Annotated in this window: 20 protein-coding genes and 1 riboswitch; of the genes, 10 read left to right on the top strand and 10 right to left on the bottom strand. The window is 72.6% G+C overall.

Annotated elements, in window-relative coordinates:
• Positions 1 to 56: 56 nt before the first annotated feature.
• On the top strand, positions 57 to 932 hold the full coding sequence (locus tag F6B42_RS03350; RefSeq protein ID WP_150418160.1) for an HAD family hydrolase: 876 nt from the start codon (positions 57 to 59) through the stop codon (positions 930 to 932).
• A 25-nt stretch (positions 933 to 957) separates the two neighbouring features.
• On the opposite strand, the gene mmuM is transcribed toward F6B42_RS03350, so the two are convergent.
• The gene (gene mmuM / locus F6B42_RS03345; RefSeq protein ID WP_150418159.1) at positions 958 to 1,836 is read right to left on the bottom strand and encodes a homocysteine S-methyltransferase; all 879 of its coding nucleotides are present in this window, start codon (positions 1,834 to 1,836) and stop codon (positions 958 to 960) included.
• 36 nt (positions 1,837 to 1,872) lie between these two features.
• Between mmuM and F6B42_RS03340 the strand changes: the two genes are divergently transcribed.
• Entirely contained in the window at positions 1,873 to 2,769 is an 897-nt protein-coding gene (locus F6B42_RS03340; protein WP_150418158.1) for a Cof-type HAD-IIB family hydrolase, read from the top strand.
• Positions 2,766 to 3,230 (top strand): GNAT family N-acetyltransferase, encoded by a 465-nt coding sequence (locus tag F6B42_RS03335; RefSeq protein WP_150418157.1) that lies wholly within the window; start codon positions 2,766 to 2,768, stop codon positions 3,228 to 3,230. The genes F6B42_RS03340 and F6B42_RS03335 overlap by 4 nt, the downstream gene beginning before the upstream one ends.
• Before the next feature lie 40 nt (positions 3,231 to 3,270).
• On the opposite strand, the gene F6B42_RS03330 is transcribed toward F6B42_RS03335, so the two are convergent.
• Both F6B42_RS03330 and F6B42_RS03325 read right to left on the bottom strand, forming a co-directional pair.
• Positions 3,271 to 4,113, bottom strand: coding sequence for an SDR family oxidoreductase (locus F6B42_RS03330; protein ID WP_150418156.1), 843 nt, complete (start codon positions 4,111 to 4,113; stop codon positions 3,271 to 3,273).
• Positions 4,110 to 4,895: an enoyl-CoA hydratase/isomerase family protein gene (locus tag F6B42_RS03325; protein ID WP_150418155.1), complete on the bottom strand. Its 786-nt coding sequence runs from the start codon at positions 4,893 to 4,895 to the stop codon at positions 4,110 to 4,112. The genes F6B42_RS03330 and F6B42_RS03325 overlap by 4 nt, the downstream gene beginning before the upstream one ends.
• Positions 4,896 to 4,960: 65 nt before the next feature.
• On the opposite strand from F6B42_RS03325, the gene F6B42_RS03320 reads away from it, so the two are divergent.
• From F6B42_RS03320 to F6B42_RS03305, 4 genes are all read left to right on the top strand, one after another.
• Complete coding sequence (locus F6B42_RS03320; protein WP_150418154.1) at positions 4,961 to 5,704, top strand: aminoglycoside 3'-phosphotransferase; 744 nt, start codon at positions 4,961 to 4,963, stop codon at positions 5,702 to 5,704.
• A gap of 126 nt (positions 5,705 to 5,830) precedes the next feature.
• Positions 5,831 to 7,006, top strand: a complete 1,176-nt coding sequence (locus F6B42_RS03315) for a 13E12 repeat family protein (RefSeq protein WP_223878310.1) — start codon at positions 5,831 to 5,833, stop codon at positions 7,004 to 7,006.
• Positions 7,007 to 7,267: 261 nt separating this feature from the next.
• Positions 7,268 to 7,654 carry an MmcQ/YjbR family DNA-binding protein gene (locus F6B42_RS03310; RefSeq protein ID WP_223878309.1) on the top strand — a complete coding sequence of 129 codons (387 nt, stop codon included), beginning with the start codon at positions 7,268 to 7,270 and terminating at the stop codon, positions 7,652 to 7,654.
• Positions 7,655 to 7,688: 34 nt separating this feature from the next.
• Positions 7,689 to 8,183 carry a GNAT family N-acetyltransferase gene (locus F6B42_RS03305; RefSeq protein ID WP_150418153.1) on the top strand — a complete coding sequence of 165 codons (495 nt, stop codon included), beginning with the start codon at positions 7,689 to 7,691 and terminating at the stop codon, positions 8,181 to 8,183.
• 9 nt (positions 8,184 to 8,192) lie between these two features.
• Here F6B42_RS03305 and F6B42_RS03300 read toward each other — a convergent pair whose 3' ends face one another.
• The 3 genes from F6B42_RS03300 to F6B42_RS03290 all read right to left on the bottom strand — a co-directional run bounded on the left by F6B42_RS03300 (position 8,193) and on the right by F6B42_RS03290 (position 11,077).
• Complete coding sequence (locus F6B42_RS03300; RefSeq protein WP_150418152.1) at positions 8,193 to 8,981, bottom strand: energy-coupling factor transporter transmembrane component T family protein; 789 nt, start codon at positions 8,979 to 8,981, stop codon at positions 8,193 to 8,195.
• Positions 8,978 to 10,426: an ABC transporter ATP-binding protein gene (locus F6B42_RS03295; RefSeq protein WP_150418151.1), complete on the bottom strand. Its 1,449-nt coding sequence runs from the start codon at positions 10,424 to 10,426 to the stop codon at positions 8,978 to 8,980. The genes F6B42_RS03300 and F6B42_RS03295 overlap by 4 nt, the downstream gene beginning before the upstream one ends.
• Before the next feature lie 3 nt (positions 10,427 to 10,429).
• The gene (locus tag F6B42_RS03290; RefSeq protein WP_150418150.1) at positions 10,430 to 11,077 is read right to left on the bottom strand and encodes an ECF transporter S component; all 648 of its coding nucleotides are present in this window, start codon (positions 11,075 to 11,077) and stop codon (positions 10,430 to 10,432) included.
• Positions 11,071 to 11,180, bottom strand: a riboswitch (TPP riboswitch). (Overlaps the previous gene by 7 nt.)
• A 35-nt stretch (positions 11,181 to 11,215) precedes the next feature.
• Between F6B42_RS03290 and F6B42_RS03285 the strand changes: the two genes are divergently transcribed.
• Positions 11,216 to 12,646: a D-alanyl-D-alanine carboxypeptidase family protein gene (locus F6B42_RS03285; RefSeq protein ID WP_223878308.1), complete on the top strand. Its 1,431-nt coding sequence runs from the start codon at positions 11,216 to 11,218 to the stop codon at positions 12,644 to 12,646.
• Positions 12,647 to 12,752: 106 nt separating this feature from the next.
• Here the strand turns inward: F6B42_RS03285 and F6B42_RS03280 are convergent, their stop codons facing one another.
• The gene (locus tag F6B42_RS03280; RefSeq protein ID WP_150418148.1) at positions 12,753 to 13,676 is read right to left on the bottom strand and encodes a J domain-containing protein; all 924 of its coding nucleotides are present in this window, start codon (positions 13,674 to 13,676) and stop codon (positions 12,753 to 12,755) included.
• Positions 13,677 to 13,750: 74 nt separating this feature from the next.
• Positions 13,751 to 14,863, bottom strand: coding sequence for an enoyl-CoA hydratase/isomerase family protein (locus tag F6B42_RS03275; RefSeq protein WP_223878307.1), 1,113 nt, complete (start codon positions 14,861 to 14,863; stop codon positions 13,751 to 13,753).
• 106 nt (positions 14,864 to 14,969) lie between these two features.
• On the opposite strand from F6B42_RS03275, the gene F6B42_RS03270 reads away from it, so the two are divergent.
• Both F6B42_RS03270 and F6B42_RS03265 read left to right on the top strand, forming a co-directional pair.
• A complete protein-coding gene (locus F6B42_RS03270; protein WP_150418146.1) occupies positions 14,970 to 15,902 on the top strand; it encodes an ATP-binding cassette domain-containing protein in 933 nt (310 codons plus the stop codon).
• Positions 15,899 to 16,720 carry an ABC transporter permease subunit gene (locus tag F6B42_RS03265; protein WP_150418145.1) on the top strand — a complete coding sequence of 274 codons (822 nt, stop codon included), beginning with the start codon at positions 15,899 to 15,901 and terminating at the stop codon, positions 16,718 to 16,720. Before F6B42_RS03270 ends, F6B42_RS03265 begins: the two co-directional genes overlap by 4 nt.
• Positions 16,721 to 16,727: 7 nt before the next feature.
• On the opposite strand, the gene F6B42_RS03260 is transcribed toward F6B42_RS03265, so the two are convergent.
• On the bottom strand, positions 16,728 to 17,120 hold the full coding sequence (locus tag F6B42_RS03260; protein ID WP_150418144.1) for a hypothetical protein: 393 nt from the start codon (positions 17,118 to 17,120) through the stop codon (positions 16,728 to 16,730).
• Positions 17,121 to 17,183: 63 nt separating this feature from the next.
• On the bottom strand, positions 17,184 to 17,984 hold the full coding sequence (locus tag F6B42_RS03255) for a uroporphyrinogen-III synthase (RefSeq protein ID WP_150418143.1): 801 nt from the start codon (positions 17,982 to 17,984) through the stop codon (positions 17,184 to 17,186).
• Positions 17,985 to 18,076 lie beyond the last annotated feature (92 nt).

The following is an 18,076-nucleotide window of genomic DNA, read 5'->3' as shown; positions in this document are numbered from 1 at the left end:
GGCCCCGACTCGATCGTCGACTCGGGGCCGGGCCCGTTCGCCACCCCGAGGAAACCATGACCGAGTCCCCCGCCCGTCGCCGCGCCGTCTTCCTCGACGTCGACGGGACGCTGCTCCAGAACGGCACCCACCTGCCAGAGTCGGCTGTCGCCGCGGTGCGCCGCGCCCGCCAGAACGGCCACCTCGTCCTCCTCAGCACCGGCCGCGGGATGGCCGAGCTACGCGGGCCGATCCTCGACATCGGCTTCGACGGCGCGGTGACGAACGGCGGCGCGTTCGCGGGCATCGGCGACGAGCTGGTCGTGTCGCGGCTCATGTCGGCGGCCGAGATCGCCCGACTCTCGGCGGAGTTCGACGCCCGCGGCATCCACTGGTACTTCCAGTCCTACGACCGCCTGTTCGCGAGTCCCGGGCTGCCGACGCTCCTCGCCGACCGCCTCGAGCGCGACCGCGTGCTGCACGCCGAGCGCGCCCGTGCCGCGGGCGTCGATCCCGACGAGCTCGAGTTCTTCAGCATCGGTATGAAGACCTTCGACGACGAGATCCACTTCTCCGACGCCGAGGTCGCCAAAGCCGTGATCCTCGGGCACGACGCCGGCACCGTCGCCGATCTGCTCGCCGATCTCGCCCCCGACTTCGCGGTCGTCTCGGGCACCATTCCGCTCCCCGACGGGAGCTCGGGCGAGATCGCGCCGCGCGGGGTCAACAAGGGCGCGGCGATCCTCGAGGTGCTCGCCCACCTCGGTGTCGATCCCGCCGACGCGATCGGCATCGGCGACAACTGGAACGACGTCGAGATGTTCGAGGTCTGCGGCACCGCGATCGCGATGGGCAACGCCTCCCCCGAGGTCCAGGCCCTCGCCGACGAGGTCACGACCGCGATCGACGACGACGGCATCCGAAACGCATTCGTTCGCCACCGCCTGATCTGAGCCGGCCCCGGGCCGGGCGACGGCGTCAGGCGATGCGCGCGCGGAGCGTCGCGATGTCGTGGGGCGTCGTGCGGCAGCATCCGCCGACGATCCGCGCACCGGCCGCGAGCCAGGCATCGACGTCGGCGAGCGGAAGACCCCGCTCGCCCGTCCACCCGCGCGCCGCGGCGTCCCACCTCTCGCCGCTGTTGGGATAGACGACGAAGGGCGCCGCCGCACGATCGGCGAGCGCCGGGGCGACGGCCTCGGGCGGGCAGCAGTTCACGCCGACCGCGATCACGCCCGGCGTGCGCGAGACCGCGACGAGCGTGTCGCGCAGCGAGGTCTCGGTGAAGGCGGTGCTCGCCGCCGACAGGGCGATCCACGACGGGATGCCGACGCCCTCGACCGCGCGGGCGACCGCCTCGGCCTCGACGGGCGAGGCGATCGTCTCGACCGCGAGCAGGTCGGGCGCGGCTGCGGCGAGCACCTCCAGCCGGCGGCGGTGCCAGCGCGCGAGCTCGGCCACCCCCAGCCCGTAGTCGCCGGTGTACTCGCTGCCGTCGGCCCGCGTCGCCCCGTATGGACCGACGGATGCCGCGACCCACGCGCTCCGGCCGGCATCGGCCGCACCGTCGCGGGCGACGCGCACCGAGAGCGCGAGCAGGTGCTCGATCTCGCCGCGATCGAACCCGGCGGTCGCCAGGTTGTCGAAGCCGATCTGGTACGACCCGGTGGTCAGGATGTCGGCTCCGGCTCGGGCGAAGCTCGCGTGTGCCGCGCGCATCACGTGGGGTTCCTCGGCGAGGACCCGCGCCGACCACAGGTCCCCCGTCAGGTCGTGGCCGGCATCCTCGAGCCACGTGCCGAGCCCCCCGTCGAGGACGAGCGGTCGGACGGCGAGCGCGTCGCGGACATCGGGCACGGGCTCACTCTAGAGCCGGCGCATTACGCTGGAGGGGTGACGTCGGAATCTCGCATCATCTTCCTCGACGTCGACGGCACCATCCTCGCGCACGGCGACGCCATCGCCCCGTCCACGGTCGCCGCCATCCGCGCCGCCCGTGCGAACGGGCACCTGGTGTACCTCTGCACGGGGCGTGCCGCCGGCGACATCAACGCCCGCGTGCTCGACATCGGCTTCGACGGGGCCATCTCCAACGGCGGAGCCCTCGCTGTCGCCGGCGACGAGACGGTGCTCGCCGAGACGATGCCCCGGGCCGCGGTCGAGCAGGTCATGCGGTACTTCGACGAGCACGGCATCCGCTACTTCGTCCAGTCCCACCACGGGGTCTACGCGAGCGCCGGGGTGCGCGCCTACATCGCGGAGTTCATCGAGGAGCGTCGGCGCCGACACGCCGAGGACGTCGCCACCATCGGCACGGCCGAGGACGACGCCCCGAGCGACGGACCGCACTTCGCCCCGGTCGAGGAGGCGGACCTCGACCGCATCGCGAAGGCGGTTTTCGTCAGCCCGCATCCCGACACCGTCGAGCGCGCCCAGCGCGATCTCGGCGAGCGGTTCCACGTGATCCCCGGCAGCATGCCGTTGCCGGAGGGCTCCAACGGCGAGATCGGCATGCGCGGCACCAACAAGGGCACCGGCATCGTGGCGATCCTCGAGCACCTCGGGCGCACCGCCGACGAGGCCGTGGGCATCGGCGACAGCTGGAACGACGTCGAGATGTTCGAGGTCGTCGGCACTCCGATCGCGATGGGCGAGGCCGATCCCGTGCTCCAGGAGCTGGCGGGCGAGGTCACCACCGGGGTGCTCGACGACGGCATCTGGAACGCCTTCGTGCGCCACGGCCTGATCGACGGCACGGTCGACGGCACGGCCGAAGGAACGGCCGCGTGACGGCCGACATCCGCCCGATCGGGCCCGACGACGCCGGCGAGGTGCTCACGCTGCAGCGTGCCGCGTTCGTGAGCGAGGCCCTCATCTACGGCTCTCCCGACATGCCCCCGCTGACCCAGAGCCTCGACGAGCTGCGCGCCGAGCTCGAAGAGAACCTCGGCTGCGTCGCCGTCGACGCCGGCCGCATCGTCGGCGCGGTGCGGGCGCGCGCCGACGGCGACGTGCTGCTCATCGGCCGCATCGCCATCGCCCCCGACCAGCAGGGAGCAGGGCTCGGCACCGCGCTGCTGTCGGCGGTCGAGGACCGCGGCCGCGACGCCGGCGCGAGCATCGCGGAACTGTTCACCGGATCACTCAGCGAGGCGAACCTCCGCCTGTACGAGCGCGAGGGCTACGCCGAGTCCGAACGGGTGCCGCACGACGACGGCACGTTCCAGGTCTTCCTCCGCAAGCAGCTCTGACGGGTCCGTCCCGATCGGCTGATCAGCCGCGACCGGCCGATCAATCCAGGAAGACGTCCGGGAAGAGCTCGGTGTCGGGGGTGCCGGGCACGGCGGCGTACTCAGACAGGTCGGTGATGCCGGCCTCCGCCAGCACATCCTCGACGATGAGCGTCTGCCCGGTGTACGACCGAGCCGGCTGCACGAGCACCTCGTAGGCCGCGTCGGCGTAGATCTCCGGCGTGCGACTGACGGCCATCATCCGGTCGCCGCCGAGCGAGTACTGTACGGCCGCCGTCGCGATCGTGGTCCGCGGCCACAGGGTGTTCGCCGCGATACCGTCCTGGGCGAACTCCGCGGCGATGCCGAGCGTCGCCATCGTCATGCCGTACTTCGCGAGGGTGTAGCCGGTGTGGGCACCGAGCCACTTCGGCGAGAGGTTGAGCGGTGGCGAGAGCGAGAGGATGTGCGGGTTCGCGCTCTCGCGCAGCATCGGCAGCGCCGCCCGCGAGAGCAGGAACGTGCCGCGCACGTTCACCGCCTGCATGAGGTCGAATCGCTTGGTCGCGAGATCGAGGGTGCCCGACAGGTCGATCGCGGAGGCGTTGTTGACCACGATGTCGATGCCGCCGAACTCGCCGTTCGCCATGAGCACGGCCTCGGTGATGGAGTCCTCGTCGCGGACGTCGCCCACGATCGGCAGAGCCCGCCCGCCGGCCCCCTCGATCTGCGCGGCAGCCGTGTGGACAGTGCCCTCGAGCTTCGGATGCGGCTGATCGGTCTTCGCGAGGAGGGCGATGTTGGCGCCGTCGCGGGCGGCGCGCATGGCGATCGCGAGGCCGATGCCGCGACTGCCGCCCGACATCAGGATCGTCTTGCCCTCGAGCGGGCGCCGGTCGGTCATGCTGTCTCCTCGGGTCGGGTGCGGCGGGCGGATGCCGCGGCGAACGCCTCGATGCGGGTGCGGGCCTCGTCGGTGTCGAACCGGCCGCCGATCGTCCGCGCCTCGTCGTCGAGGCTGTCGTGGAACGGGCGGTCGGATCCGCCGCGGACGAGGCGCTTGGCCTGACCGAACGCCCCGGTAGCCCCGGTGAGCCACGACTGCGCGATCGCCTCGGCGCGCCCCGCCGGGTCGGCGTCGACCTCGGCGACGAGACCCCAGGATCGGGCGGTCTCGGCATCGATCGTGGTGTCGGTGAGCAGCAGCTGCAGGGCGCGCCGCTGGCCGATCGCCGCCGGCAGCAGCGTCGAGACGCCGAGGTCGGGTGTCAGCCCGATGTTCGCGTACTTGCTGACGAAGGCGGCCGTCGGCGCGGCGACGATGTAGTCCGCGACGAGCATGATGCCGAGGCCACCGCCGGCCACCGCGCCCTGGACGACGGCGACGATCGGGACGGCGCTGGAGGTCAGCGAGACGATGCCGTCGTTGATGATGCGGGCGGTGTCGGTCACCTCGGCGCCGCCGAGGCCCGAGGTCGACATCGACAAGACGTCGCCGCCGGCGCAGAAGGCGCGCCCCGCGGCGTCCAGGATGACCGCTCCGACGCTCGCGTCGGACGCGACCTCGGCAGCGACATCTCGCCAGCGCGCCGCCATCTCGGTGTCCACCGCGTTCAGCGATGCAGGCCGATTGAGGGTGATCCGGGCCAGGGCGCCGTCGCGGCGCAGCAGGATCGTGTCGCTCATCGTTCTCCTTCGAACTCGCTTCCCACCCTCGCACATTTCGCCCGCGCACCCGGCAGGATGGCCTGATGCCCCTGCCGCCGCCGGACCTCGACGCGCCGATGCGGGCCGACGTCGACGCTCAGGTGCGACGGCTCGCGGGCACCGCCGCCCTCACGCCGCTGTGGCGCAACGAGATCGGGGGTGCCACCTTCGCGACCGACGACGGCCGAGTCGTGAAGGCGGGACCGCGCAATCTCGAGACGTCGATGACGGCCGAAGCGGAGCGGATGCGGTGGGCCCGGAGGTTCACTCCGGTACCCGAGGTGATGGATGCCGGGGAACGCGACGACGTCGAGTGGCTCGTCACCCGCGCGCTCCCCGGGCACTCGGCCGTGGACCCGCGCTGGCTCGCGGACCCGGCGACGGCGGTGCGGGCGGTCGGGGCGGGACTGCGGAAGCTGCACGACGCCCTGCCCGTCGCGGACTGCCCCTACGACTGGAGCGTCGCCGCACGCCTCGTGAACGCCGCGGCCCGCGGCATCGACGTTCCCCGGACGCTCCGCACGCCGCCGCCCGTGGACCGGGCTGTCGTGTGTCACGGCGATGCCTGCTGTCCGAACACCCTCATCGGCTCGGACGGCCGGTGGGTGGCCCACGTCGACCTCGGCGCCCTCGGGGTCGCCGACCGGTGGGCCGACATCGCGGTGGCCGCGATGTCCACGGGATGGAACTACGGCCCCGGGTGGGAGGACTTTCTCGTCGAGGCGTACGGGGTGCCCCCCGATCCCGCCCGGATGTCCTATTACCGGGAGCTATGGAACGCGACCTGAGGGGATTCGCGATCGCAGGCACGTCCCGCGCATGGGCGCCTGCACAGGCGAGGCACGGATCGAATTCTCCACGAGTCGTAGCTATGTTCTAGACTCATGTCGGTGTTGTATGGCATGATGTAAGAAATGGGCACGAACCGATCGAGCAGCGACGAGGAGTCGTGGGCGCGCATCCGCGCCGAGCTCGACGGTGTGCTCGATGTGGTTCGGGCTCAGGATGCTGCCGATATCGCCCGGTTGCGCAAGCTCGCCGTGCTCGGCCGTGAGGCTCTCTCGATGTCGCGGCGGAACGGCCTGCTGGGTCGTGAGACCGACATGCAGCTGCGGGCGGTCGCGGCGGAGTTCGCCGCGATCGCGCGGTGCGGGGATCGGCGGGTGCAGAACGAGATCGGGCGTGCGCTGGAGATCGTCGACGGGAACTCGCTCGTGCTCACCGCGTGGGAACATGGCCGGCTGACGACGCGGCACGTCGACGACATCGTGAAGCTCGGGCGGAACATCCCGGAGGAGAACCACGACGAGTGGCAGGAAGCCGCGATCGCGGTGGCTGAGCGGGATGTGCCCGCGCGGGTTCACGGCGCTTTGGAGTCGTTGGCGCAGCACTTCACCGCCCGCACGTTCGCGGAGCGCCACAAAGCGGCCGTCGCGGACCGGGGTGTGTACCTGCGTGACCTGGGTGACGGGATGTCGGAGCTCACCCTGCGAGGTGCGACGACGCTGCTGGTCGCGATCGATGACCGGCTCAACCAGATGGCGGTGTCGACGATCGACGCCGCGAGGGAAGCAGCCGCGGATGCCCGTGCTGCAGGTGAGGAGCACGAGCCCGACACGCGCACCCGCCAGCAGGTCCGAGCGGACGTCCTGTGCGACCTCGGCCTCACCGGCGGACCCGCCGTCGACCCCACCCACGGCGTGGACGGGAAGACCTCGCTCGGCGCGATCCGCGCTCGGGTGCAGCTTGTCGTCACCGCCGACACCCTCTCGGGCAACAACGACCGCGCCGCCGAACTCGTCGGCGTCGGACTGATCGACGCGGACACCGCCAGGACGCTCGCCGGGGATGCCACCCTCTGGGACCGCGTGTATCTGGATGCGACGACCAAGACGGTGACGCGTGTCGATCAGTACCGGCCACCGGCTGCATTGCGGAGGATGCTTCAGGCGCGGGATCGACATTGCCGGTGGCCGGGATGCCACCTGCCCGCGATCCGCTGCGAACTCGACCACACGATCGACCACGCCTCGGCGGGCCGACGTGCGAATCGAACCTGTGCAGCCTGTGTCAGCGGCATCATTCGATGAAGCAGTTCACCGACTGACTCGTCCTCCAACTCGGCGGCGGGGTGATCCAATGGACTTCCCCGACAGGCCGGGTCTACCGAGAAGACCTCCCCGTCCCCTCGGTGTGCTTTTCACCCGAGTTCGTCGCCGAACGGCCCCCGCCCGAACACCCACCGCCGTTCTGACACCGCCCACCGCCTCCGCGTCTCGACCGACACGCAGACGTCCCGCCTGTGCCGTTCGACCGTCACCGCGCGCGGTCGAACGCGACATGATGGGCGCATGGCCGCGCACCCCCGGATGTTCGACGACGACGATCCCCTCCTGGCAATCGTCCGCGCGGCGGCGCTCGCGCTGCCCGAGGCGGCGGAGAAGATCGCGCACGGGCGGCCGACGTTCTTTACGACGAAGGTCTTCGCCTATTACGGCGGCGGGGAGCGTCGCGGCCCCGGCGACCACGTGCAGCATCCGGCTTCGGTGCTGATCCTCCCGGATCACGACGACGAGCCGGCGATGCGCCAGGACGAGAGGTTCTGGATGCCCGCATACCTCGGTCCACGCGGCTGGCTCGGCATCGACGTCGCCGACACCGCACCGGGCGAGCTCGCCGAACTCCTCGACGCGTCCTTCCGCCGCTCGGCGCCCCGGCGCCTCGTGGACCGGCTCTGATCCCTCCGGGGATGCTCACGGCTAGGCTCGGTCGGTGCATGATCAGCCGTGGCGCATCATCGGCGTCCCCTCCGACGACCCCCGCGCCCTCGAGCTCCGGCGGCAGCTCGACGAGGACCTCGGCGCCCGCTACGACGGTTTTCACGGGGAGGAGCCCGAGGAGCGGCGCATCGCCCGGGCCCGAGCGCTCGCGCTGCATCCGGACCAGATCATCGCGACGCTCATCGCCGTGACGGACGCCGACGAGCCGGCGGGGCACGTCGTGCTGCGCCGACTCGACGACGAGTGGGAGATCAAGCGCCTCGTCGTCGCGGCGCCCTTCCGCGGGCGCGGCATCGCGCGCGGACTCGTCGCCGCTGCCCTCGCGATCGCTCGCGACGGCGACGCGTCGCGCGTCATCCTGCAGACCGGGCTGCAGCAGCCCGAGTCGATGCAGCTCTACGCCTCGATGGGGTTCACCCGCATCCCGGTGTACGAGCCGTACGTCGAGACCATGCCGCGCTCGGTCTGCTTCGCCTACGACCTCTGAACCGCCGGCTCAGGACGGACCGAGGATGAAGTTCCAGGTTCCGGCCCAGACGGCCGCACCGACGGCGATCGCCGCGATCAGCGCGCCGATCGCGAGCAGCAGCCATTCGCGTCCGCCGAAGGGCGACTCACGCGCCCAGGTCCGCCGTCCGGGTGCTCCGAAACCGCGCGCCTCCATCGCCGTCGCGAGCTTCGACCCCCGTCGGATGGAGAGCACGAGCAGCGCGAACGCCATGCCCAGGAAGCGCCGGATCCGACCGCGATCCGCCACTCCCCGCGCCCGGCGGGCGAGCTCGAGCGCGCGCCAGTCGTCCAGGAAGAGCCCGATCATGCGGAGGCCCGCCAGCGCACCGAGCACGAACCGCGCGGGAAGCCGGACGACCTGAGCGAGCCCGTCGGCGAGGTCGGTCGGGTCGACGGTGACGAACAGCACCACCGACGGCAGGGCGATCGCGAGCACTCTCACGAGGGTCGCGAGCGCCAGCACGAGCGACCCCTCGCTCACCCGCACGAGGAACCACTCGACGTAGATCTCACCCGACGCCTCGCCGTACAGCGCGATCGTCAGCGCCGTCAGGGGCGCGGCGAGCCACACCGGCCAGGTACGGACCCAGAACTCGCGCCACCGCAGGCCGGCGAAGGGGATCAGCAGGCATTCGAGCAGCAGCGCCACCCCGGCCGAGAGCCAGTCGAGCGTGAGGACGAGGGGGATGGCGATCAGTCCGCTGGCGGCGAGCTTCGCCACCGGATTGATCCGCGCGACCATCCCCGTCCGCGCCCGCGCGTCGAGAAGCGTCATACCGACTCCCCCAGGCGGACGTGACGAGCGTGCAGCGCATCGACGAGCGCGAGATCGTGCGTGATGACCACGATCGCCGACCCGGCGTCGCGGAGTTCGGCGAGGAGGCTCACGAGCCCGGCCCAGGTGCGCGCATCCTGCCCGAACGTCGGCTCGTCGAGAACGAGCATCCGCGGCGCGGTGGCCAGTGCCGCGGCGACGGTGAGCCGCCGCTTCTCGCCCCCCGAGAGCGTGTAGGGGTTGGCCTCGGCGAGGCCGGCCAGCCGCAGCCGTTCGAGCAGCTGATCGACCCGCGCCGCCATCTCGCCGGCATCCTGCCCGAGGGCCCGGGGGCCGACCTCGAGCTCGGCCCGCACCGTGCGTGCGAGGAACTGGTGCTCCGGGTCTTGGAAGACCGTGCCGATACGCGTCAGCAGCTGCCGCGAGGTCCACGAGATCGGGCGGGGCCCGGCCTCGCCCGCCAGCTCGGCCGAGGCGGTCAGCTCGCCCGACGCGGGCTTCAGCAGACCGGCCATCGTCAGCCCGAGCGTCGACTTGCCCGCGCCGTTCGGGCCCGTCACGGCGACGACCTCGCCGGCCGACACCTCGAGTCGGATGCCGCTGGCCACGGGCCGGCCGGCCACCCGCTGCACGGCGAGCTCCCGCGCCGTCTCGAGCTCGACCCCGCGACCGACGGGCGGACCCGGCACGGCCGGCGGGATGCCGGGCACCCATACCCCGGCGGCGGCGAGCTGCGGGCCGAGCACCTCGAGCACGTGCGCCGGGTCGCCGTCGGCCAGCACGCCGGACCCCGCCGCACCCAGGACGATGACCCGGTCCACCACCGGCAGCCAGACGTCGATGCGGTGCTCGACCACCACGAGGGTCGCGGCGCGATCGGCCAGCACGGCCGCCACGGCGTCGCGCACCTCGGTGACACCGCCCGGATCGAGGTTGGCCGTCGGCTCGTCGAGCAGCAGCAGCCCGGGGCGCATCGCGAGCGCGCCGGCGAGCGCGAGGCGCTGCTTCTGCCCGCCCGAGAGCTCCTTCGTCGGGCGATCACGCGCGAGGTCGAGGCCGACGGCGCTCAGGGCGGCGTCGACGCGCGGCCAGATCTGCGCGCGCGGCACGCCGAGGTTCTCGCAGCCGAACGCGACGTCATCGCCCACGCGCGCCAGGATGACCTGCGAGTCGGGGTCCTGCAGCACGAGGCCGGCGCGACCGCGCGCGGCGCCCGCCGGCATCCCGTCGACGAGCAGCTCGCCCTCGGACTCGCCCTCGTCGTCGCCGCCGAGCACGCCGGCGAGGCCGTGGAGAAGAGTCGACTTGCCGGCACCGGAGGCCCCGAGCAGCAGCACCCGCTCACCGGGGGCGATCGCCAGGTCGACGCCCCGGACCGCCCAGGCCCGCCGCGACGCGTGGCGCCAGCCCCAACCGAGGACCTCGACGGAAGCGGCGCCCGTCATACGTCAGACACGTGCGCGCGCTTCGCGTCCGATCGCGAACCGGTCGAGGGCGCCGGTCGCCGCGAGCCCCCGCGCGAGGACCCACGAGAGCGCGCCGGCGATGACGGCGCCCGAGACGACCGTCGACACGAGGTACACCCCCGTGAAGGCGGCATCGGCGCCGGCGTACCAGAGCACGAGGTTGTTGATGCCACCGGCGAGTGCGGCGCCGGCGCCGGCGAGCGTCGCGACGGGCAGGCTGAAGCGCTTGTAGAAGAAGAGCAGGAAGATCAGCTCGGCGCCCAGACCCTGCACGAGACCGGCTTCGATCGTCAGGAAGCCGCCCCACGTGTTGCCGACGAGCGCCGAGACGACCGCGGCGAGCGTCTCGGTGTACAGCGCCGCGCCGGGCTTGCGGATGACGAGCGCGCCGAGGACGCCCGCGAACAGCCACGGCCCGTCGAGCAGCCCCTGCAGCCCCGGGAGCAGCGGCTCGAGCAGCGTCTTGGGGCCGAGGTAGCCGATGTTCCACAGCAGGAAGATCAGGCCGGATGCGACGCCGAGGACGCTGGCGACGACGATGTCGACGACTCGCCACCGGAATCGGCCGGGGGAACGGCGACCGTGGTCGGCGGGTGCGTTGCTCGTGCGGGTAGACGCAGCAGTGTGCATGTCTCTCTCCTCCCTGCGCCGGCATGATCCGGATCAGGTTCGACGGTCGAAGCGTGGATCGCTTCCTCTCAGCCCGGCTCACCGGACTCCCGTGGGTTCGATGAAGTATAACCACGCACCGGGTTGTACGTTGGGCGGGTGAACCCGATCGACGCGCCTCCCGCGACGCGTCGATCGATACGGGACGCCGCCGAGCTCATCGCCGACCTCGCCGCGGAACCGGGCCGGCCCGTCGCCCTCGGCTGGGTCGACGACGACGCCGTCGGTTCCCGGAGCACGCGCGGCGATCTGGCCGCGTCGGCCGGCCCCTACGCCCTCGCCCACGCCGATCTGCTCGCCGACCGCCCGCGCCGCTCCCCGGTCCGCGCGAGCACGACGGTGCCGCTGCTCGCAGTGGCGGCACTGACGGCGGGCACGTACGCCGCCGCGACCCTGATGTGGCCGCTCGAGGCGGTGCCGCCGGTCGCGACGACGGTCGCCGTCACGGCGCCGATCGCCGCCCCCGCGGCGCCCGCCTGGCCCGTCGACGGCTCGGCGGCGACCGCGGTCGATGGTCTGGGCGGCGTCGCCGCGACGACGACGGATGCCGCGTCCATCGCGAGCATCACGAAGCTCGTCACCGTGCTCCTCGTCCTCGATCAGATGCCGCTCGCCGCCGGCGAGGCGGGTCCCGAGTTCTCCTTCACCGCCGCGGACCGACGCGAGTACCGCGACTACCTCGCCGACGACCAGTCCGCCCTCGATGTGCCCGTCGGGGGCACCCTGACGCAGTACCAGCTGCTGCAGGGCGTGCTCATCGCCTCGGCGAACAACTACGCCGACCGCCTCGTCTCGGAGATCTGGCCGAACGACGAGGTCTACGCCCGAACCGCGAACGCGTGGCTGGAGCAGCACGGGCTCGGCGGGATCACGGTGGCCGACTCGAGCGGGATCGATCCGGGCAACGCCGCCGACCCGGCATCCCTCATCGCCCTCGGCCGCGCGGCCCTCGCGAACCCGGTCATCGCCGACATCGTCCGCCAGCGAACGGCCGAGCTCCCCGGCGTCGGCACGATCGAGAACACCAACGCGCTGCTGGCCGATCCCGGCGTCGTCGGCATCAAGACCGGAAGCCTGTTCGGGGAGTACAACCTCGTGGCCGCCCGCGACGCCGACATCGACGGCACGATCGTCCGCGCCTATGCCGTCGTGCTCGGCCAGCTCGACGACGACGCGCGCCACGCGACGGCCGCCGCCGTCCTCGACCGCACGATCGCCGAGATCGCCGAGACGCCCGGACTGCCGGCGGGCACGGTCGCCGGAACTGTGACCACGCCGTGGGGCGCCTCGGCCGACCTGCGCACCGCGGGCGACCTGCGCGTGCCGCTGTGGAACACCCAGCCCGCGGAGACCGCCGCGGTCCTCGACCTCGGCGACGCGCGCACCGCCGGCGCGACCGCCGGCGAGTTCACGCTGACCGGGCCGCTCGCGAGCGCCTCGACCCCCGTGACGCTCTCGGCCGACATCCCCGACCCCGACGCGTGGTGGCGCCTGACCCACCCGCTCGAGCTCTGGGGCCTCATCGACTGACGCGCGTCAGACCGGCTCAGACCGGCTCAGACCGGCTCAGACCGGCTCAGACCGGCTCAGACCGGCTCAGACCGGCTCAGACCGGCTCAGACCGGCTCAGACCGGCTCAGACGAATCGCACCGTCTGCTGCAGGCGGGTGCGGACATCGAACAGCTCGTTGCCGCCGATCTCGCGGGCGCCGGCGACACCGCGGCGGAGGACCGTCGACAGGGCCGAGCGCCCGGCGACGGCGACCGCGATGCCGCGGACGCGGCCCAGCTCCTCGATGGGCTGCACGACGTCGTCGTCGGGGAGCACGACGATCGCGCCGCTGAACTTCACGCGGGCTGCGCGCCCGAGCGCCCGGGCGCGCTGCGCGAGCATCGCGACGGGGTTGTCGACGCCCTCGCCGATGAGCTCGCCCCGGCGCGTGCGCACGGCCGAGCCGAAGTCCTCCGACAGGATCGCATACAGCCCCGACGGTCCCAGCACGATGTGGTCGAGCTTCGCCTCGGGATCCCGCGGGTCGGCTGCGACGTCGTGCCAGACCGTGTAGCCCATGCCGAGATCGGCGACGATCCGCGCCGTCGCCTCCTCGGCGAGCGCGTCGGCGAGGAGATGCCGGATCTCGTGCGGGGCGGTGCGGACGAGCGCGGGGTCGTACGGGTCCTCGAGCGGCGCACCCCGACCGACCCACTCGCGCATGAGTCCGAGGTAGCGTTCGCGGCGCCAGCCGCCGGGCTGGCCGAAGGAGCGGGCACGCGGGCGCGTGTCGGCCGTCCGCTGCGGCGGTCGCCATGTCGGCGCATCGGGTGCGTAGGAGGGCGCATCGGCGAACCCGTGACCGCGGTCGTATGCCGCGCGGGCCTCGGGGGTGGAGACGAGATCCCACGCACGCTGCACCTGGACGAACCGCGCGGCATCGCCGCCGGTGTCGGGGTGGGTCTCGCGGAGCCGCAGGCGATACGCCTTGCGCAGGTCGTCGTCGGACGCGTCGGGCGCGACGCCGATCACCTCGTATGCCGACGCGGACAGCGGACTGTCGAACACGAACCCCTCCTCGACGCGCTGCAATGCAGCACCCCGAGACTATCCGCCCCGCGCTATGACCGGCCTGTCAGGCGTCAGCCCCGCCCGAGGTCGGGGTCGGGGTCGGGGCGATCCCACAGCGGCGGTCGCGGCTCGAACGAGAACGCCTCGTCGACGAGGCGCTCAGCAAGCTCGGCCCTCGACGCGGGGCTCCACGTCGGGGCATCGTCCTTGTCCACGAGGCGGGCGCGGATCCCCTCGGCGAGGTCGGGCTGCGTCTGCGCGAACCACATCACGAGTCCGTACTCCCGCTCGAGGGCGGCCGGCAGATCCGGCAGCTGACGGGCAGCGCGGACCGCCGCGAGGGTCACGGTCAGCGCGGTCGGGGGCAGAGCGGCGAGGTCATCGGCGGTCCGCTGCGCCTCCGGCTCGGGGCGCGCGCGCAGTCGCGCCTCGATCTCGTCGACGCTCTCACCCGCGAACGCGTCGTCGATCCACGGGCGGGCGAGCGACAGCCGCGACGGCTCGGGCGTCTCGTCGAACAGCAGCGCCAGCTCGGTCGGCGTCTGCGGGTCGGCGCGGCTCGTGAGCGCCTCGCGGAGGTCGCCCAGCCTGTCGGCGGGAACGAGGTGGTCGGCGAATCCCGCGTAGATCGCGTCGGCCGCATCCATGGTTCCGCCGGTCAGCGCCAGGTACTCGCCCACGCGTCCCGGCGCACGCCCGAGAAGCAGGCTGCCGCCGACGTCGGGGGTGAAGCCGATGCGCACCTCGGGCATCGCGAGGCGCGACCGCTCGGTGACGATGCGCACGGCGGCGTGACCGGCGAGACCGATGCCTCCGCCCATCGTCACTCCGTCGGCGAAGACGACGACGGGCTTCGGGTACGACCCGATGAGCGCATCGACCGCGTACTCCTCGCGGAAGAACGACGCGACGTCGCCGATGCGACCGCCGATCACCTGCTCGCGGAGCCCGCGCACGTCGCCGCCCGCGCAGAAGCCCCGGTCGCCCGAGCCGTCGAGGAGCACGGCGTCGACACCGGGATGGACGGCCCAGGCCTCGAGGGTGCGTCGGAGGATCCGCAGCATCCCGAGGTCGAGCGCGTTGATGGCGCGCGGCCGGTCGAGCGTGAGGTGCCCGAGCGCGCGGTCCACGCGCACCTGGACGGCGGACCCGGATGCCGCGGCGTTCGATTCGAGGTCGGTCACCCCGCTCACGCTACCGGCGGGGCGTCCGGGCAGCCTCCTCGGGTTCGCGATCGACGGGCCGCCTCGGGCAGGATGGGGGGAGCATCGACGCGACAAAGGGGGCGTGATGGCGACGGGCGAGGTTCTGGAGTTCCACGGCGTGAGCAAGCGGTTCGGCGCCGTCGCCGCCGTCGACGATCTGACCGCCCGCATCGAGCCCGGCGCCGTCACCGGCTTCCTCGGCCCGAACGGCGCGGGCAAGACCACGTCGCTGCGCATCCTCCTGGGTCTCGTCGGCGCGACCTCGGGTCTCGCCACCATCGGCGGTGAGCGGTACCGCGACCTGCGCCATCCGCTCCGCACCGTCGGCGCCGTGCTCGAGTCCTCGAGCTTCCACCCGGGGCGCTCCGCGGCGGGGCACCTGCGCGTGTCGGCGCTCGCCGGCGGCATCCCGCTGACGCGCATCGACGAGACGCTCGGACTCGTCGGCCTGGCCGACGTCGCGGGTCGCAAGGTGGGCGGGTTCTCGCTCGGCATGCGCCAGCGCCTCGGGCTCGCGACGGCGCTGCTCGGCGACCCCGGCGTGCTCGTGCTCGACGAGCCGACCAACGGGCTCGACCCGGAGGGCATCCGCTGGATCCGCCGGTTCTTGCAGGCCCTCGCCGCCGAGGGGCGCACCGTTCTCGTGTCGTCCCACCTGCTCGCCGAAGTGCAGCAGTCGGTCGATTCGCTCCTCATCATCGCCCACGGACGTCTCGTCTACGAGGGCGGCATCGAGTCCGTCGTCCCGGCCGACGAGATCGCCACCGTGGTCGACGCCGACGACCGCGATGCGCTGCGCGCCGCGATCGAGGGCGCGGGGTACGCGACCGACGAGCGCCGGACCGGCCTCGCGGTCCGCGGCGCCGACACCGCCGCCGTCGGGCGGATCGCGGCATCGGCCGGCATCCCGCTCACCGCGCTGCAGCGGAAGGGGCCCGCCTTCGAAGAGGTCTTCCTCGATCTCGTCAGCGGGGTGCGCGTGCATCCCGCCTTCGCACCCGAGGAGGACAGCCGATGAGCGCTCTGATGAACGCGACGCGCTCCGAGCTCGCGAAGCAGTTCTCGGTGTCGGTCTGGTGGATCCTGCTCATCGTCCTCGTGCTCTACGTCGGCGGCACCGCGGGGTCGCTCGCGGCGGCGTTCGGCGCGAGCGACAGCGGGCTCGCGGGCGCCGCGTCGCTTCCCGGCGGGCTCGGCGACCGCCTGCCCGTCATCGTCTACGGCACCGCCACCGCGATCGGCTACGTCTTCCCCCTCATCGTCGGCACGCTGATGGTCACCGGCGAATACCGGCACAAGACGCTGACCCCGACCTTCCTCGCCACGCCGCGGCGCGGTGCCGCCCTCGCGGCGAAAGTCCTCGCCGGCGTCGTCATGGGTCTTCTCTACGGCGTCGCCGCGGTCGTGTCGACGGTCGGGGCGGGCGCAGCGATGTTCGCGGTCTTCGGCGTCGACCCGCAGCTGACCGAGCCCGCCACGTGGGCGTCGATCGGCCGGATGCTGCTGGCACTCGTCCTGTGGGTCCTCGTCGGCATCGCCCTCGGCGCTCTCATCCGCAATCAGATCGGCGCCGTCGTCGGGGTCCTCGCGTTCACGCAGTTCGTCGAGCCGATCGCCCGCCTCGGCGCCGCCCTCGTCGACGGTCTCGCCCCGGTCGTGCGATTCCTGCCGGGAGCCGCGTCCGACGCGCTGGCCGGAGACAGCGTCTTCAACGCGCTCGGCGGGGGCACCGCCGACGCGCTCGAATGGTGGGCGGGCGGTCTCGTCCTCGCCGGGTATGCCGCCGTGCTGCTGGTGCTCGGCGGCATCCTGTCGTGGCGTCGCGACGTCGTCTGAGCGGGCCTCAGCCGCCGACGATGTCGACGACGTCCACCGGTTCGTCGCGCACGTCGAGGCGGAGCGCCTGCACGAGCGCGAGCCCGTGACGGGTCGAGAGCACGAGGCGGTGGAATTCGGGGTCGCCCTCGAGGTCGACGACCACCGATGGCCGGCGGCGCCGGACGACGACGAAATCGGGTCCCCCGGCGGACTCCCACGACCCCATCGCGACGACTCCGGGCACCAGGACGCCCGGACGCGGCACCCCGCGGAGCCAGTTCCACGCGTCGTCGGTGAGCTGCACCTTGACGATGTGCTCGCGCGCGACCGTGACATTCCGGCGCCGGAATGACATCGCCCGCTCGGTCGCCGAAAGGGCGACTTCGAGCTGCGTCGAATCGAGCAGCAGGGTGACCATCCGCTCAGTCTGCCAGCCGGGTCCCCGGCGTTTGCTCACAGACCGGCAACGATTGCGCCTTCCTCAGCGCGGGACGTCACCCGTCTCGGGCACCGGCTGACCGGAGATCGCCACGAGGAGGGCCGGAACGTTCGTCTCGGCGGCGACGACATCGACCCGCAGGCCCAGCTTGCGGGCGTCGCGCGCGGTGCGCGGGCCGATCGCGGCGACGAGCGTCGTCTCGGGGAGATCGGGGAACTGCTCGCCCACCTGCTCGGCGACCGACCCGCTCGTCACGAGGACAGCGTTGATACGGCCGCTGGCGACGTCCGCCGCGATCCGCTCGGTGACCGGCACCCCCACGGTGCGGTACGCGACGACGCTGCGGACATCGTGACCGGCCTCGATGAGGCGGCGGGTCAGCACGGGCTTCGCGACCTCGCTCCGGAGCGCCAGCACGCGGCGCGGCTCGGTCTCGAGATCGATGATCTGCTCGGCGAGTCCCGCGGCGGAGTCGTCCTCGTCGGGGACGAGGTCGACCCGGTAGCCGACAGCGGTGAGCGCGGCGGCCGTCGTCTCGCCGACCGCGGCCACGCGCGTCGTCGCGGGGATCACGGCACGATAGGCGTAGAGCACGTCGACCGTCGTGGCACTGGTCAGCGTGATCCAGTCGAACGCGCCCGACGCCAGATCGGCGAGCGCGGTGTCGAGCTCGGCGACCTCTGTGGTCGGCGCGAAGTTCACGAGCGGCGCGATCACGGGGATCGCCCCCTCGGTCCGCAGCAGCGCCGCGACCTGATCGCCCCACGGTCCGCCCCGAGGAACCAGAACCCGCCATCCGCGCAGCGGTCTGCGGATCTCTCCGGTCTCGGGCTCAGTGTTCATTCCGTGGCTCTCCTGGGGCGACGCCACTCGTGATCGGAGCGGTCGACGCGCGAACTTCCACCCGGACCGGTGCGCTCCGGGTGCGGGGCATC

The sequence above is a fragment of the Microbacterium radiodurans genome (genome assembly GCF_008710705.1).
Classification (GTDB): domain Bacteria; phylum Actinomycetota; class Actinomycetes; order Actinomycetales; family Microbacteriaceae; genus Microbacterium; species Microbacterium radiodurans.
This window is presented reverse-complemented; position numbering and strand designations above follow the sequence as displayed.

Coding starts and splice junctions, on each gene's coding strand:
- F6B42_RS03350 (WP_150418160.1), top strand. CDS start 57: ATGACCGAGTCCCCCGCCCGTCGCCGCGCCGTCTTCCTCGACGTCGAC.
- F6B42_RS03330 (WP_150418156.1), bottom strand. CDS start 4,113: ATGACCGACCGGCGCCCGCTCGAGGGCAAGACGATCCTGATGTCGGGC.
- F6B42_RS03325 (WP_150418155.1), bottom strand. CDS start 4,895: ATGAGCGACACGATCCTGCTGCGCCGCGACGGCGCCCTGGCCCGGATC.
- F6B42_RS03320 (WP_150418154.1), top strand. CDS start 4,961: ATGCCCCTGCCGCCGCCGGACCTCGACGCGCCGATGCGGGCCGACGTC.
- F6B42_RS03315 (WP_223878310.1), top strand. CDS start 5,831: ATGGGCACGAACCGATCGAGCAGCGACGAGGAGTCGTGGGCGCGCATC.
- F6B42_RS03310 (WP_223878309.1), top strand. CDS start 7,268: ATGGCCGCGCACCCCCGGATGTTCGACGACGACGATCCCCTCCTGGCA.
- F6B42_RS03300 (WP_150418152.1), bottom strand. CDS start 8,981: ATGACGCTTCTCGACGCGCGGGCGCGGACGGGGATGGTCGCGCGGATC.
- F6B42_RS03295 (WP_150418151.1), bottom strand. CDS start 10,426: ATGACGGGCGCCGCTTCCGTCGAGGTCCTCGGTTGGGGCTGGCGCCAC.
- F6B42_RS03290 (WP_150418150.1), bottom strand. CDS start 11,077: ATGCACACTGCTGCGTCTACCCGCACGAGCAACGCACCCGCCGACCAC.
- F6B42_RS03270 (WP_150418146.1), top strand. CDS start 14,970: ATGGCGACGGGCGAGGTTCTGGAGTTCCACGGCGTGAGCAAGCGGTTC.
- F6B42_RS03265 (WP_150418145.1), top strand. CDS start 15,899: ATGAGCGCTCTGATGAACGCGACGCGCTCCGAGCTCGCGAAGCAGTTC.
- F6B42_RS03260 (WP_150418144.1), bottom strand. CDS start 17,120: ATGGTCACCCTGCTGCTCGATTCGACGCAGCTCGAAGTCGCCCTTTCG.
- F6B42_RS03255 (WP_150418143.1), bottom strand. CDS start 17,984: ATGAACACTGAGCCCGAGACCGGAGAGATCCGCAGACCGCTGCGCGGA.